This window comes from Desulfonatronum thiodismutans (assembly GCF_000717475.1).
Taxonomy (GTDB): Bacteria; Desulfobacterota; Desulfovibrionia; order Desulfovibrionales; family Desulfonatronaceae; genus Desulfonatronum; species Desulfonatronum thiodismutans.
Genome location: NZ_JPIK01000013.1, coordinates 120,621 through 136,059, shown reverse-complemented (window position 1 = coordinate 136,059; position 15,439 = coordinate 120,621). Strand labels below are relative to the sequence as shown.

General features: G+C 60.6%; 15 protein-coding genes. All 15 read left to right on the top strand.

From position 1 onward, the window contains the following. The first annotated feature begins 11 nt into the window (after positions 1-11). The 15 genes from GY33_RS0110645 (at position 12) to GY33_RS0110575 (ending at position 15,437) form a co-directional block, all read left to right on the top strand. On the top strand, positions 12-758 hold the full coding sequence (locus GY33_RS0110645) for a motility protein A (RefSeq protein ID WP_031387327.1): 747 nt from the start codon (positions 12-14) through the stop codon (positions 756-758). Positions 759-804: 46 nt separating this feature from the next. After that, positions 805-1,533, top strand: coding sequence for an OmpA/MotB family protein (locus GY33_RS0110640; RefSeq protein ID WP_031387326.1), 729 nt, complete (start codon positions 805-807; stop codon positions 1,531-1,533). Positions 1,534-1,540: 7 nt separating this feature from the next. Continuing rightward, entirely contained in the window at positions 1,541-3,334 is a 1,794-nt protein-coding gene (locus GY33_RS0110635; protein WP_084185092.1) for a CgeB family protein, read from the top strand. Beyond that, positions 3,334-4,776, top strand: a complete 1,443-nt coding sequence (locus tag GY33_RS0110630; protein WP_031387324.1) for a glycosyltransferase family 9 protein — start codon at positions 3,334-3,336, stop codon at positions 4,774-4,776. Before GY33_RS0110635 ends, GY33_RS0110630 begins: the two co-directional genes overlap by 1 nt. Beyond that, positions 4,773-6,761: a lytic transglycosylase domain-containing protein gene (locus GY33_RS0110625; protein ID WP_031387323.1), complete on the top strand. Its 1,989-nt coding sequence runs from the start codon at positions 4,773-4,775 to the stop codon at positions 6,759-6,761. Before GY33_RS0110630 ends, GY33_RS0110625 begins: the two co-directional genes overlap by 4 nt. 42 nt (positions 6,762-6,803) lie before the next feature. Continuing rightward, positions 6,804-7,118: a hypothetical protein gene (locus GY33_RS0110620; protein ID WP_031387322.1), complete on the top strand. Its 315-nt coding sequence runs from the start codon at positions 6,804-6,806 to the stop codon at positions 7,116-7,118. Between the two features lie 142 nt (positions 7,119-7,260). Beyond that, positions 7,261-8,256: an NAD(P)H-dependent glycerol-3-phosphate dehydrogenase gene (locus tag GY33_RS0110615; RefSeq protein ID WP_031387321.1), complete on the top strand. Its 996-nt coding sequence runs from the start codon at positions 7,261-7,263 to the stop codon at positions 8,254-8,256. Positions 8,257-8,290: 34 nt separating this feature from the next. Continuing rightward, on the top strand, positions 8,291-8,773 hold the full coding sequence (locus tag GY33_RS0110610) for an RT0821/Lpp0805 family surface protein (protein WP_235185504.1): 483 nt from the start codon (positions 8,291-8,293) through the stop codon (positions 8,771-8,773). A gap of 54 nt (positions 8,774-8,827) precedes the next feature. Further along, positions 8,828-9,160 carry a pentapeptide repeat-containing protein gene (locus tag GY33_RS19185; protein ID WP_084185091.1) on the top strand — a complete coding sequence of 111 codons (333 nt, stop codon included), beginning with the start codon at positions 8,828-8,830 and terminating at the stop codon, positions 9,158-9,160. A gap of 143 nt (positions 9,161-9,303) precedes the next feature. After that, on the top strand, positions 9,304-10,461 hold the full coding sequence (locus tag GY33_RS0110600; RefSeq protein WP_084185090.1) for a glycosyltransferase family 4 protein: 1,158 nt from the start codon (positions 9,304-9,306) through the stop codon (positions 10,459-10,461). An 87-nt stretch (positions 10,462-10,548) separates the two neighbouring features. After that, complete coding sequence (locus GY33_RS0110595; protein ID WP_084185089.1) at positions 10,549-11,514, top strand: DUF2334 domain-containing protein; 966 nt, start codon at positions 10,549-10,551, stop codon at positions 11,512-11,514. Between the two features lie 14 nt (positions 11,515-11,528). Continuing rightward, positions 11,529-12,386: a hypothetical protein gene (locus tag GY33_RS0110590; RefSeq protein WP_031387317.1), complete on the top strand. Its 858-nt coding sequence runs from the start codon at positions 11,529-11,531 to the stop codon at positions 12,384-12,386. 5 nt (positions 12,387-12,391) lie between these two features. After that, positions 12,392-13,405 (top strand): glycosyltransferase family 9 protein, encoded by a 1,014-nt coding sequence (locus GY33_RS0110585; protein ID WP_031387316.1) that lies wholly within the window; start codon positions 12,392-12,394, stop codon positions 13,403-13,405. Further along, positions 13,402-14,592, top strand: a complete 1,191-nt coding sequence (locus tag GY33_RS0110580; protein ID WP_031387315.1) for a glycosyltransferase family 4 protein — start codon at positions 13,402-13,404, stop codon at positions 14,590-14,592. Before GY33_RS0110585 ends, GY33_RS0110580 begins: the two co-directional genes overlap by 4 nt. Next, positions 14,589-15,437, top strand: a complete 849-nt coding sequence (locus GY33_RS0110575; protein ID WP_031387314.1) for a glycosyltransferase family 2 protein — start codon at positions 14,589-14,591, stop codon at positions 15,435-15,437. The genes GY33_RS0110580 and GY33_RS0110575 overlap by 4 nt, the downstream gene beginning before the upstream one ends. Positions 15,438-15,439: the final 2 nt, after the last annotated feature.

The window sequence follows — 15,439 nt, the reverse complement described above, 5'->3', positions numbered from 1 at the left end:
TCTCACAGGCTATGGACATCGGAACTCTGCTCGGCTTGATCAGCGGCGTCATCTTCGTCTTCATCGCCATCATGCTCGGCGGCGACTTCATGGGCTTCGTCAACGCCCCATCGGCGCTGATCGTAATCGGCGGCACCGTTTCCGTGACCTTCATCATGTTCCCCATGGGCGTGGTTCTGGGATCTTTCAAGGTTGCGCTGAAGGCCTTTTTCTCCAGAAGTCCCAACCCCAAGCTCGTCATCGACGAGGTGGTGGCCCTGGCCAACCTGGCCCGCAAGGAAAGCCTGATCGCCCTGGAACGAGCCACGATCTCGGACAAGTTTCTGAAAAAAGGCGTGATGCTGGTCGCCGACGGTACCGAGGAACGGCTGGTCCGGACCATCCTGGAAACCGAGCTCAGCTTCACCCAACAACGCCACCGCCAAGGGCAAGGAGTGTTCAGGGGCATGGGGGCCATGGCTCCGGCCTTCGGGATGATCGGCACTCTGATCGGCTTGGTGAACATGCTCCAGGTCCTGGACGACCCCACGGCCATCGGCCCGGGCATGGCCCTGGCCCTGCTGACCACTCTTTACGGCGCCCTGTTGGCCAATCTGGCCTTCATTCCCATTTCCAAAAAGCTGGAGGAGCGCTCCCTGGAGGAAGTCACGATCATGGAAATGACCATGGAAGGGGTCATGTCCATTCTGCGCGGAGAAAACCCGCGACTGATCCAGGAAAAGCTGGAGTCCTTCGTGCCCCCGGCCCTGCGCCAATAATTCGGTACACTTTCGCGACGCTTCACGTTTTCAAGACGCCGACACCATGCCCAGAAACAACGCACCGCCCCAGGAAGAAGAAGGCGCCCCTTTGTGGATGGTCACCTTCGCCGACTTGATGTCGTTGTTGCTGACCTTCTTCATCCTGGTGCTTTCCTTTGCGAACATGGACATCGTCCGCTTCCGGGAGATGCTCGGCTCCATCCAGACCGCCTTCGGGGTCCAGGTCCAACGCCGGGAGGCGGACTACGTAGCCTTTTCCCCCTCGGAGTTCGAGCGCAAGGATCTGGAACTCAGCCGGCAAAACGAGGAAGTCCTGAGCATGGTCGTCCAATTGCGGACCATCATGCAGGACGACGAGGCCCTGCAAAAAAGTTCCGGCGTGGAGGCGGACGACGAGGGGCTGGTTTTGCGGGTGGACAGCGAGTCCATGTTCGACGTGGGCTCCGCCGAGCTCAAGCCCGAAGCCGTTCCGGCCCTGGAAGCGGCCATCAAAATTTTGCGCGACTACAACATGAACCTGGTCATCCGCGGCCACACCGACAATACGCCCGTCAGAACAGCGCAGTTTCCCTCCAACTGGGAACTCTCCTCGGCCCGGGCCACCGCGGCCCTGCGCTACATTCTGGAGCACGGCGGCTTTTCTCCCACCAGAATGCGGGCCGTGGGCTACGCGGACAGCCAACCTCTGGTCCCCAACAATTCGGAAGACAACCGGCGGAGAAATCGACGGGTCGAGTTCTACTACCACTCCCCGGACGCTCAATCCTGGTGACCCGTCCATGACCGACGCCCGTCAATCCACGCTCCCGACCCCACCGCCCGCTTCCGGACGCGACACTTCCGTCGGCACTACCGCCTACCGAGCCGAGGCCGTGCCCAACAGCCCCGAAGTCTCCTTTGCTTCCCCTCCGGAAGACGTCCTGATTGTTTTTGAATCTGGTCGAAAGTGGCGGCTCTGGGGCCGCGATGGCGGGCGGCGCGAGGAGGAGTTGGTCAAGAAAGCGCTGAACGACTCAGCCCGCGGATTGCCCGTACTGTTGGGTTGCGGTTTGGGTGTCGCGCTGCGGGAGCTGTTGCGAACCGCTTCCGGTCCCGTGGCCGTGGTGGATAAGGAGGCGGCAATCCAGTCCGTGACCGGCTCCCGTGACCTGGCCGACAATCCGCGAGTGCTCTGGGTGGACTCCTCAACTCCGGAAGAAGCCCTGGACGCCTTGACCCGCTGGCAGATGGACCATGGCGGTTTGCCGTTGCATCCGTTGCTCATGCCCCTGTACGCCCGCCTGGACCCGGAACATTACAAGGTCGTCCAGGCTCACTTGGAAGCCAGCTCCCGCTTCGACATCTGGGCCCGTGCCGCATATGCCAAGTGCCGCGCCTGGCCGCCCCGAGTTTTGCTGCTGACCAGCCAGTATTTCCTGCTGGGCGAGGTGATCGGGGCCTTCCAGCGCATGGACGTGCCCCACCGGCTACTGGAGTTCACACCTCGGGAATTCGGGCGAACCGAATTCGTCCAGGATCTGCTCACCGCGATTCTGGAGTTCAAGCCGGACCTGGTCCTGACCATCAACCATCTGGGGGTGGACCGGGAAGGCGTGCTCATGGAACTGCTGGAAAAATGCCGCCTGCCCCTGGCCTCCTGGTTCGTGGACAACCCGCACCTGGTACTCTACGTCTACACCAAACTGGTCAACCCTTGGACCACGATCTTCACTTGGGACGCGGACAACGTGGACTCATTGCGGGCCATGGGCTTCGAGCATGTCCATTACCTGCCTCTGGGCACGGACATCCACCGATTTCGTCCGCCATCCGGCTCCACGAACCGCCCCGAGTCCTGTCCCGATTCCTGGCGGGCCCGGGTTTCCTTCGTGGGCAACTCCATGCTGGCCAAGGTGGCGGCCCGGCTCAAGGCCGGACGCTTTCCCCGGCCCATGCTCCTGGCCTACCGCGAGGTGGCCCGCTCCTTCGGGGATTCAGCTGACGACAGCGTCCGGGAGCACCTGCGGATCGCCTTCCCAGAGGTTTTCCAATGCTTCGAGGCCCTGCCATCAGTGGAAGAACGGCTGGCCTTCGAAACCGCCGTGACCTGGGAGGCCACCCGCCTGTACCGCAACCGTTGCGTCCAGCGCATCCTGCCTTTTAAGCCGCTCATCGCCGGGGACAAGTACTGGAAGACCGCCCTGCGCGGCCGACCTGAAGCGTGGCGCTGGCACCCGGAACTGAGCTACTACTCGGATCTGCCCAGGTTCTACCCCTGCTCCGAAATCAACTTCAACTGCACCAGCATGCAGATGAAGGGCGCGGTGAATCAACGGGTCTTCGATGTTCCGGCCTGCGGTCAGTTTCTGATCACGGACCAGCGCCGCCAGATGGACGAGCTGTTCGAGCCCGGCCGGGAGGTCGTGGCCTATGCAAATCCCGAGGAAATCCCGGACTTGGTCGATTTCTATCTGCGTCATCCCCTGGCCCGCGAGAAAATCGCCCGGGCCGCCCGAGAACGAGTCCTCCGGGAGCATACCTACGACCTGCGGATGACCTCCCTGCTCAAAACCATGCTCGCGGTTTACGGATAATGTCCGCGAAGCCGATCCTCATTCTCCAGATGCAGCGGATGGGGGATCTGATCCTGTCCTTCCCCCTGTTCTTGTGGTTGCAACGGGAGCATCCGGGCCATCCGATCTGGGTGGTGGGCGAGCCGCGTTTCTACGAGGCCTTGTTGCCCGTCAGTCCGGCGGCCACCTACTTCCCCTGGACCGCGACCGAGCAGGTACGCCGGACCGCCTTCGCCCTGTGCGTCAACCTCAGCCACGAGCGGGCCGCGGCGACCCTGGCCGGCGAGGTCCGGGCCGAACGCCGCGTCGGTCCGGTGCAGTCCACCGACGGCGTACGCCGTATTCATGGCCCATGGCACCTCTACCGGGCCGGACTGGTCCACGCCAACCGCCACAACCGCTTCCATTGGGCCGACCTGAACGCCCTGGACTGCGTTCCCCTGTCCCGGATCGCCGCCACCCGCTGGCCCGAACCCCGGACCTGTCTGGGAGACCGACGCCGTATAGGTCTGTTCCTGGGAGCCAGCGAACCGGCCAAAAGGCCGACCCCACGCTTCTGGGCCGACCTGGCTCGGGAACTGCTGCACCGGGATCTGCGACCGATCCTCTTGGGCGGGCCCGCTGAACGGGACGTGGCCGCGAAGGTCCAAAAACAGACCGGTCATAATGTCCTCAACCTGGCCGACCGCCTGACCCTGGCCCGGTTCGTCGACCTCGGCCAGAGCCTGGAACTGCTGGTCACGCCGGACACCGGCCCGATGCATCTGGCCGCCTGGACCGGCCTGCGGGTCCTCAACCTGTCCCTGGGCCCGGTCAATCCCTGGGAAACCGGCCCTTACCAGCCCGGCCACCATGTACTACAAGCCCGGATCAGTTGCGTGGGCTGCTGGGGCTGCACCCACCCCAGGCATCCGGGGGCGCATCATGAAACCCGCCACGCAACCCATAGGTGCCACGACCATTTCCTGCCCCGCCGCGTGGCTCAACTGGTCCATGCCCTGGCCGATCCTGACGGCCGGGGCCAAGCCAGGCCGAGAACGGCGGACGGCAACCTGTTCTTGTCCGCCAAAACGCCCCAAGGCTTGTACCACCTCAACCGCCTGCTCCCGGAAAACGCCACGCGGTCGTCCCGGAACATGCTGGACGAATTCTGGTCGATGTTCTGGGGCAGTTCCTTCGGTCTGTGGGAACGGGACAAGCCCCTGGCGGCCTGGACCGACCTGACCCGCGCCTTCCCTGACCTGGCCGAAACCTTTGTCCATTTCCTGTTCGGCTTTCACCGCAAACTGCGCCGGGCCAGGGACGAGACGTTTTGGTCCCAAGGCCCGCCAATGCTGCGTCCGCTTTACAGCCAGGCCCACTTGATCTTGCAAAACGACGATTTTTCATGGAAAAGTGAACGGCAAATCCTGACCATGACCGAGGAACTGCTCCGGATCGTGGCAGGGGAGAAAAACCTATGACGCTGAAAATTCGCCATGGAATCGGATATGCGGCCCTCTGTAGTTGCCTGCTGACCTGGACGGCGTTGATCGCCGCCGCCTCTCCGGCCGCCGACACCTTGGGCGAGCCCAAACAGGTCACCCTGCCCATGACCATCGACTATTCGCTGCTCAACGCCATGATCCGGAACACGTTTCTGGAAGGAGGAGCCGTCGCGGGGGTGGATCCGGAGAAAACGCGCAAGACCTTGTATTACGAGCAGGACGGCTGCCAGGGCGTCGTTGTTTCCGCTCCGCGCTTCCGGGAGGAAGGCGGTGTGTTGCTCATGGAAACGCAGGTCCATCTGCGCTACGGACGGAGCATGGGCAGGTATTGCGTCCTGCCGCTGAGTTTCGACGGGGTGCTGGTCATGCATCAACGCCCCTCGGTCTCTCCCGAGGACTGGACCCTGCGTTTCAGGCCGTTCAAATCCGAAATGCGCACCCTGGACGGCCAACCGGCCCGCCTGGCCTCCTTGGCATGGCGTTTGGTGGAGGACTACGTCCTGGGGGCATTGGCCGACGTCTCGGTGAACCTGGGACCGCCCAAACAGCAGTTACAAGACTTCCTTCCGCTGATGCTGGCGGACGCGGATCGGCCGCAAGTCCTTGAGATGCTGAACGGACTTCGTCCGAAAGACGTACAGATCCAGGCTCAAGGATTGCGCCTGGAAAATGTGATGACGATTTTCGACGAACTGTACCAGCCCGAACCGGAATGGCTGGAGCCATATCTGTCCCACGAGGAACTGGAGCAATTCATAGTCGCCTGGGAAGTCTGGGACGCTTTCCTGGTACATCTGATTACGACCCTGGCGACCAGACAGCTTACGGACGACGAGCAAATGCTTCTGCTGGACGTTTTGCTGCGCATGCGCCATGAGTTCGCCTATCATCTCGAGGATCCCGTGGGCCAGGCCGACTTGGTCCGCATCCAGTTCGTGGAGGCCTGGACCTGGCTCGGGCCGCTGTTTCGCGGCCAACTTCTGGATGCCGACAACGAATCCCTGCTGGGCTATCTGGCCTTTTTTTCGGCTTCCGACGCTCTCTTGGCCCTGGACAAGCTGGGTCCGACCCTGGGGCTGGAGATCAGCCGGGACGGGCTGATCCGTCTGGCCTGGCTGCTGGACGAGCAGGAGACCCTTTTGGAGTATGGACCGAAATTGCTTCCGGAGTTGCGCCGCGTTTTAGGGTTGGACTTGGGGTTGGACAGGGAGCTGGAAAGGGGACTGGAAAGGGGGCTGGACAACGAGGACTCCGGAAGGGAATCGACGCCGCCGGGTTCTCCGTGGTCCCGGAGCCTGAAATTTCTCCAGGACCATCTCGCGGCGTTTTTCATAGGTACAGCCCAGGCCGAGTTCCCCCCGGCCGAACTGGAGGTCGATCTTGCCCATTGGGTTTTCCAGGGGCGAGACCTGGGAACGTACATGGACCGAGTGACCGGGTTACTCCGGGACCGGGCCGAAGAGGTCTTGGACAAAACCGAACGTCCCGCCGGACACCACGACTTCTTCCACGACATGGTCCTGGCCGCGGCCTGGCAGGAAAGCTGTTTCCGACAGTTCACGACATCCGGGGACCGAATCATGTACATCCGGTCCTACAACAATACCTCGGTGGGGATCATGCAGATCAACGAACGAGTCTGGCGCGGCCTCTACGACCAGACCCGTTTGCGCTGGGACATCGCCTACAACTCCCAGGTCGGGGCCGAAATCCTGGACCTCTACCACTCCAAATACGCCCACCCCAGGATGCGCAAGGAGCCCGACAAAGATTGGAACGCAGACTTGTGGGCCGGGATGCTCTACGCCATGTACAACGGAGGACCTGGACAGCTGGACCGTTTTCTGACCCGCGCCCAGGAGAACAATCTGTTTCGCAGCGACCGCCTGTTCAGGGAAAAATGGAACTGGGTTCGCCAAGACGCCCTGGACAAGATTTCCGTTTGCCTCATTGGCCGCTAACGGGCTGTTACATGGTCCTCACCGACTGCTTCGCAAACCACCATGATCGACAAAAGCTCAGCCGTTTTCACTATTCTGGAGCGCCTGGAAAAGCTGCCCTTGGGTCATTGCCTGGAGATCCGGACCTACAAGCGCAATCGGCGAGTGCTCTTTCTCCGGGTGGGGGAAAACGCCTGGGACGTCCTTCAGGATGGTTTCGACAAGAGCCTTTTTGAAGACATTGCCCTGGAAAAAATACGCAAACTCCTGCAAACCCTGCTGCGCAAGGAATTCCCCCGCAGCACGAAAATCCGCATATACGCCCTGGGGCCGTGCGACCCTCAAGACACATCGACCCAGGAGCGCAAGGTGCTCTGATGAGGCGACACGAGGCCACACTTGATTGAGTCAATGGCTTGGAGTAGACAAATCCATATTTCCTCCACGGGCCGCCATGGCCCCTGAACGCGATCGGTTTCCGACCCGGCGCATCAAACCACAGCACAACGGACTTCTGATTATGCAAACAGCGGTATTCGGCGGCGGCAGTTGGGGCACGACCCTGGCCAACCTCTTGGCGCACAAGCATGGCTCGGCCCGTCTCTGGGTCCGGGAAAAGGAACTGGCCTCCTTGATCCGCGCCAAGCGCCGCAACCCCTGGTATCTCCCCGACCTGGAACTCGCTCCCGGCCTCACCGCCAGTGACGACTTCGCCCAGGTCACGGATGGCGCGGACTTCTTTCTTTTCGTCGTCCCCAGTCAGTTTTACGGCGGGGTGCTCAAGACCGTGCGCGAGTTCCTCCCTAAAAAGCCGATGATCATCTCCGCCAGCAAAGGCATCGCCCTGGAAACCCTGCGGACCATGTCCGAGGTGACGGAGGATGCCCTTATCGGCCTCAAGCCCGTTTTCGCCATGCTCTCCGGCCCTTCCTTCGCCAAGGAGGTGAGCAAGGGCATGCCCACGGCGGTCACCCTGGGATGCAAGGACAAGGCCGCGGCCAAATCCATCCAGGACCTCCTCTCTACTGACGCCTTCCGTGTCTACACCAACAAGGACGTTCGTGGCGTGGAACTGGGCGGGGCACTGAAAAACATCATCGCCATCGCCGCCGGGATATCCGACGGCCTCGGCTTCGGCACCAACGCACGGGCGGCCCTGATCACCCGTGGTCTGGCCGAGATGTCCCGACTGGGCGTGGCCATGGGTGCTCAGGCCCAGACATTCATGGGGCTTGCCGGCATGGGGGACTTGGTCTTGACCTGCACCGGAGACCTGTCCCGCAATCGCCAGGTCGGCCTGAAACTGGCCGAGGGCAACAAACTTTTAGACATCCTCGGACAGATGAAAATGGTGGCCGAAGGCGTCAAGACCACGGAATCGGTGCACGCCCTGGGCCGCCAGCATAAGGTAGATATGCCCATTACCGAACAAGTGTACCAGGTTCTTTACGAGGACAAAAACCCGCGACAGGCCGTGCAGGAATTGATGCAACGGGAACTGAAAAGCGAGCAATAACTTCACGATCCGTAAACCCATCAGGGAGGAGAGTATGAAAATGCATTCAACGCGTAAAACATTGGCGATTTTAGCTGTATTGGCGTTGCTGGCCGCTGGTTGCGGCAGCACCCAGGGTGGCAGCGCACCAATCAACCAGATCGGTGGAGGTCTGCTCGGCGGGATCGGCGGCGGCATTGCCGGCGCGCAGATCGGCGCGGGCAGCGGGAGGGTCGCGGCAATCATCGGCGGGACCATCCTCGGCGCGGCCCTGGGTACCTATGTGGGCGGCTACATGGACCGCATGGATCAGCAGCAGGTCAGCCGCACCCTGGAAACGCAACCCACCGGACAGACATCCCAGTGGAAAAATCCGGACACCGGCAATCGCTTCAACGTCACCCCCGTGAACACCTTTCAGCGCCCCGACGGTCAATATTGCCGGGAATTTGTGACCCAGGTCGAAGTAGGCGGCAAGACGGAACAGGCGTACGGTACCGCCTGCCGCATGCCGGACGGCTCCTGGAAGGTCCAGTAGAGGCCTCGGTCCTTTTCCTTATACCGAAACGCCATCACAGCGGAGGATGAAACCATGCTCAGATCAGCCTTATTCCTTGTTTGCCTTCTCGTCGCAACGTCTCCGGCGCTTGCGCAGCAGGTCATCGACAACTGCACCCTGCAACCCTATACGAGATGTCCCGGGGTGAACCTCCAAGGCGCCAATCTATCCGGAATCAATCTCCAGGGAGCCTATTTTAAAAATGCCAATTTCACCAATGCCAACCTCACCAATGCCAACTTCATCGACACGTACCTGGATGGGGCAAAAATGGACGGAGCAACACTGACCGGCGCCAATTTCAGCAAGGCCATCTGGCCCGATGGACGGGTCTGCGCCTTCGGGTCCATCGGACAGTGCAACTAATGCACGACGGCGTCCCGTAAAGAAACTCACCGAAACATTATCGTGGACACGGCATACCAAAACTTGTTCACGACGAACCAAGCATATCAGGCCGCCCCCACCCAGGCGGCCTGATACGTTTTTCCCCAGGCTCCCTCCCACGCATGCCCTCCCGACCAACGCCGTTGACCATCATCCATACCGAAGCCTCGGACGCCTGGGGCGGGCAGGACATTCGGGTCTTCAATGAGGCGCTTTGGCTTCGGGACCAGGGGCACCGCGTGCACCTGTTCACTCCAGCCCATGGCGAGCTGTTCCGACGCGCATCAGAGGCAGAGCTGGATTGCGAAGCGATTCCCTTTGTTAAACGGAAAAAGCCGGTGGACTTTGCGCGCCTGATTCGGCGGTTTAGGGCAATCCGACCGGACGTAGTCTGCACCCACAGTAGCGTGGACAGCTGGGTGGGATTGACCGCGGCCAGGTTTTGCAAGGTGCCGGCCACGATTCGCTACCGTCATGTGAGCACCCCTGTCCGAAACAACTTCATGAACCGCTGGCAGTACCAGAGCCTGTGCGACCATGTGGTGACCACGGCCAGGACAATTCAGGACGAACTACGCAGCACCCTGGGATTATCTCTGCACAAGGTCAGCTCCATTCCCACGGGCATCGCCGTCCCGGAGCTGCCTTCGCGAGAACAGGCCCGGGCCGAGTTGCTGAAACGCTTCAACCTTCCGGACAACGCCTTGCTCATCGGCCAGGTTTCGGTCTTGCGCAGTTGGAAAGGGCAATACGTGCTCATTGATGCCTTCGAACGCTTGGCCGCTGAGCTGCCTGACGCCCACCTGCTTCTAGTGGGCGGAGGACCGGTCATGGGCGACTATTCCAAGCGCGCTCGGGAAAGCCCATTCGCCTCGCGCATCCTCCTGCCCGGCCACCAGGAAGATGTCTGGCCGATTTATCGCGGTCTGGACATGGCCGTTCTGGCCAGCACGAAAAATGAAGGCATCCCTCAAGCCGGGCTGCAAGCCATGTTCGCGCAGTGTCCCTTCGTCGGCACGGCCGTCGGTGGAATCCCGGAAATCGTCGATAACGAGCGCACCGGACTGCTCGTCCCACCCAGCGATCCGGAAGCCCTGGCCGCGGCGATCATGAGGGTTCTGCGTGACCCCGAGCTTGGAGCGGCCATGACGCACAACGCCCAGGCAATGGTCCGGGAGCAATACTCCCTGGAGCAGATGGGTCAAAGGATGGAGGAACTGATGCAAAGGGTCGTGCAAGACGCAGGCACCAGACAGAACAACAAGAGCTGTTTGTCGTAGTCAGCTCGCATGCCCATTGCAATAAATCCTTCTGAAACCAATTGGTACTCCTGACGTCAAAACAGTTCCTTTCAGAAGGCCATCGTCATGAAAAATAAACATAAAACAGTACATGTGATATTCAGATACGATGATTTTTCTTCTTCCAGTCCAACAGAAATGGAAGAGAAGATAATTGCCGTATTTAAAAAACATGATGCTCCATTGATCATAAGCGTTATCCCTTTCATCGCTTCACAAAATGTGCTCAACCCGTCTCCACAAGCACTTCTTCCTCTTCAGGAAGAGAAAGCTGCCATTCTCAGACAAGGCCACAAAGACGGCATAATCGACATTGCCCTGCATGGGCATACGCACCAATCAATGCACCCTGATCGCAGGAGCGAGTTTGTCGGCCTTGGGCGAGCGGTTCAGCTTGAAAAGCTGACCACTGCCAGGTCATACATTGAAAGGGTCGTGGGTGTTCGCCCCCAGGTGTTCGTCCCGCCTTGGAATGCCTACGATCACGAAACGCTGACAGCCCTTGAGGAACTTGACTTCACAACCCTGTCAGCAGACTGCCGCGGCGTGGCCCCGAAGGACTCGGCATTGTCCTTTGTCCCGTTCACATGTTCACTTGATCAGCTCCAGGATGCGATAATCATCGCTCGGAAGTCGTTGGATCCGCAGCCGGTCATAGTCGTTCTTTTCCATATCTACGATTTCCTCGAACACGATGCCCTGCAAGGAAAGCTGTCGTTTGGAGAGCTTGACGCGCTGCTTGCTTGGCTCACTGCGCAAGATGATGTCCGGGTCGTTTCGATTACACAGGCCGTGGCAGGAGGCGTCGACCTGGGCAGCCGTCGCTTGCGGAGAGCTAGAATGAATCGAAAATTAGCTAAGTTTTTTCCTTTTTTTTTCAGAAAGGACTGTTTATACCTCCATAGTTCAGTGATCTATGGCACAATTTCCAAGGTCATGGCTTTTTCTTTGGTTGTGATTGCATCAGCGGCATCCATTGTCTATGTCGCGTGGAAAATTTTGGCAGCCCCCTCTGCAAATATTGTATTGTGACCGGTTATATCACCATGAGCAACGTTTTGATCAAGCAGGCCAGACAAGTGGTCGACAATTCGCATATCGGCCTGAGCTACGTAACGCATTTCTACCTGGACCAAAAAAAACCGGACTCTGTCCTCGACCTGCTGGAGCGGTATGCGCAATATGCCCCGGAAGTCCTGGACAGGGTGCAGTTCGTGGTGGTGGATGACTGCTCCCCCCTGCAATTCCCTCTACCGGAACTGGACCTCAATCTGACGTGGCTGCGCATTGTGGACGACATTCCCTGGAATCAAGGCGGCGCGCGGAATCTAGGCATGGTGTATGCCGCGTCAGACAAAGTGCTGCTCACGGACATCGATCACGAATTCCCAGAAGCGACATTGTCCTACATGCTCCGCCAGCCCCAATGCGGCCGTGATTTTTTTAAAATCTACCGTACCTGCCCGACTACTGGTCGGCTGCACAAAGGCCACTCAAATATTTTTCTTCTTTCCCGGGCCAGATTTCTTAGGCTTTACGGATATGACGAGGAGTTCTGCGGTCATTACGGTGCCGAGGACTATCGGTTCGTCAAATTCCAAAAATATCACGGATCCAGGCAACGCTATCTTCCCAAAAGAATAACCTGCATCCCTCGCATCGACATTGACAGGGGCGCTGCCTATCACGGACTGGAGCGCGACCTGTCTCACAACACGCCCATCGACGCCCGCAAGGAACAGGAAATGAAGCAGTACGGCGGAGACGCCGGGCACAGCCGGATGTTCCTGCGCTTTCGCTGGGAAGTGGCTCTGGAGCGATCCCGGAACGTCCGCATCCAACGTAAACGCAATCCGTTGTGGCAAAAGTCCTGGTACTGGCGCTGGCTGGTGGGAGAACGGTAGCGGCCATGAAGTTCCTGTTCATCAAGCTCAAACACATCGGGGACAGCCTGCTGCTGACACCGGTGATCCGCTCCGTCCGGGCGGCCTATCCTCAAGCCGAGATATGGGTGGTAGTGCGCCGGGGATGCGAAGGCATTCTGGCCGGATGCCCGGAAATCGACCGGGTGCTCGCCGCCGCCGCTCCGGAGAAGAACAACCGCCGTCCCTGGAACTGGGCCGCGGATTTCGGTCTGGCCGCGGCGGTGCGCCGGGAGCGTTTCGACTACGCCTTTGAATTGGGCGACGGAGACCGGGGCCGCTGGCTGACCCTGATCAGCGGGGCACGTAGACGATGCGCCAACTCCGCGGGCCGACCGCTGCACTGGTGGTGGAAACGGACGTTCACGGATTTTTCCGACTTCTGGTGGTACAAGAGCCACCAGGTGGAAAAGGATTTTCACACGGTCAGCGACTGCCTGCCCACCCCACTCCCCTTGCCCATCCCCTCCCTGTCCTTTGCCAGGGAACACTCCCGACCCTGGCCTCCGGCCGCAGGACTGACGCGCTTCGCCGTGCTCCATCCCGGAACACGATGGTCCATCAAACGCTGGCCGGAACAGCGTTGGCGATATCTCTGCGTCGGGCTTCTGGAGCGCGTCCCGGCCATCGTGCTCAGTTGCGGTCCGGCCCCGGAAGAGGTCCGATTGTGCACCTCCCTGAGCAGATCGGCTCCCGGACGAATCATCTGCACGTCCGGGCAAACCTCCTGGGCCCAATTGGCCGGACTGCTGCACAGGGCCGCCTTGTTCGTCGGCGTGGATACCGCGGCCATGCACCTCGCCGCGGCCTGCTCCTGCCCCACCGCGGCCCTGTTCATGGGTTCCAGCCCCATTGAATGGGCCCCCTGGCAAACCCGGAACGTGGTGATCCAACCGGAGCCAACGGACGAAGAGTCCTCTCGCTCACCCGCGGAAAGGATCAGCGTCAACATGGTCCTCCAGGCCTGCGATGAACTACTCCGGACCGAAGGCCGGACATGAGCACGCTCTTTTTCGTCGTCAACCAGGACCCCTTCGACGGCTCAGCCCACGGCCTGTACTGTCTGCGCGACTGCCGGGCCCTGGCCGAGACGGCTCCGGATGATACAGTGCGTCTGATCTATCCGGGGGCCTTGTCAACGGCATTAATTCGAAAACGGAGTCACGATCAAACCGTTTCAGAGCAACTCAACTGCATGGGGCTGTCCTTCCCGCCCAATCTGCGCCTGCACCCCCTGCCCGCTTTGCGCCGGGCCAGAGGCCGTCGCGGCGTAACGGTCAACGCGGTCTATTACTGGGCCTGTCTTCTGTTCCTGCGTCGCCGGATACGCACGGGGGACACACTGGCCAGCGCCAGCTTTGCCGGATTGACGCGGTTTCTGTTTCTGCGTGTGGGGCGTGAGCGGGGCGTGAGGCGGGTGTATGAAGTGCATCAGTTGGCGCATCTGGAGCGAGGTCCGGAATCCAAAGCGGCCAGGACGGAGCAGGCCGTGTTTAAAGAGGCGGACGTTCTTCTAACCACCACCGAGGTGCTCCGCAGCCAGCTTCAGGAGCTTGCTCCCGGCAAGCCCGTGGTGAATCTGGGGCTGGCCTGCGGGTTCGATCCCGAAACCGTCTCTCCACCTGAGCCGGACGCCTCCCGGCCCTTCACTCTGGCCTATATCGGCTCCCTCTACCCGGAACAGGGCGTCCAGTGGCTCATTGGGGCTTGGGGCGAAATCACGGAACTGATCCATGTTCCGACGCGACTGAAAATCGCCGGAGGAAGCCCCCGTGAGGTGGAAGCCTTGCGAGAACGGACCGCCGGGCGCGAGGAGACGGTTCTGGTCCACGGTCCCGTGGCCCCTGGAGAACTGTCCGTTTTTTTGCGGGATGTGGACGCCCTGATCATCCCGGCCCTGAACCGGGGCCGCATGCCGTACGTGGCCATCACCAAGGCCTACGACTATTTAGGATTGAACCGCCCGATTCTGTCCGCAAGCCTGCCCAGCATCGCGGAGGTGCTGCGACCGGAGCGGGAGGCGCTGCTGTTTGTCCCTGAGGACGCCAATGGAGTGGCCGATGCCCTTGCCCGGATCATGCGCGACGCGGACCTTGTCCGGGCCCTTACGGCCCATTGCCGGGCCCGCAGAGGCGAGTTCACCTGGGAAAACCGTTCTTCCGCTTGGTGGCGGGCTGTACAGTCATGAAAATCTCCATCGTCACTCCCACGTGGAACCGGGCCGAACGGCTGCGTTCCTCTTTGGAAAGCGTTGCCAGCCAGCAAACACCGCCCTGGGAGCACATTATCGTGGACAACCTGTCCACCGACGGCACCGAAGAGCTGGTCGCCGAATACACACGGACGGCACCCTATCCGGTGCGCCACCTCCGGGAAGCGGACGGCGGCATCTACCAGGCCATGAACAAGGGCATCGCCCAGACAACGGGCGAGGCCCTGCATTTTCTCAACGACGACGACATGCTCTTCGGGCCGGACGTGCTGACTTCCATGAGCCGGTGCCTGACGCTTACGGACGCGGATATCGTTTTCGGGGACGTGGTTCTGCTGGACGAAGGACATAAGCAGGTCCAGAGCTATCGCCGTCACCGCCAGATGAATCGTCTGACCCTGGTGGAGCGGACCATCACCCAGCAGGCCATCTTCTATCGTCGGGACGTCTTTAGCCGGTGCGGGACATTCGATCCCAGGCTGCGCATCGCCGCGGACCACGAATGGTTGCTGCGGGCGTTTCTCAAACACAACATCCGGGGCATCTACCTGAAGCGCCCGGTGGCCGTGTTCCGCATCGGCGGCGTGTCCAACGACGCGGCATCCGCGGCGGCCCATCGTCGGGAACGGGAAGAGGTCACTCGAAAATATTTCTCCTCCCGCGAAATCAAGGCGGCCAAACTCTTTCGCCGTTTGGTGCGCAAGCTGCCCTTCGGCGTTGCGGTCCTGGACCTCTTCGTGCCGTTGCGCCTGGATGTTCGAACTCTGCGTGAAAAAAACGACTCGCTACGATCCGATCCCCTGGCCTGGATCGATCTGTGATC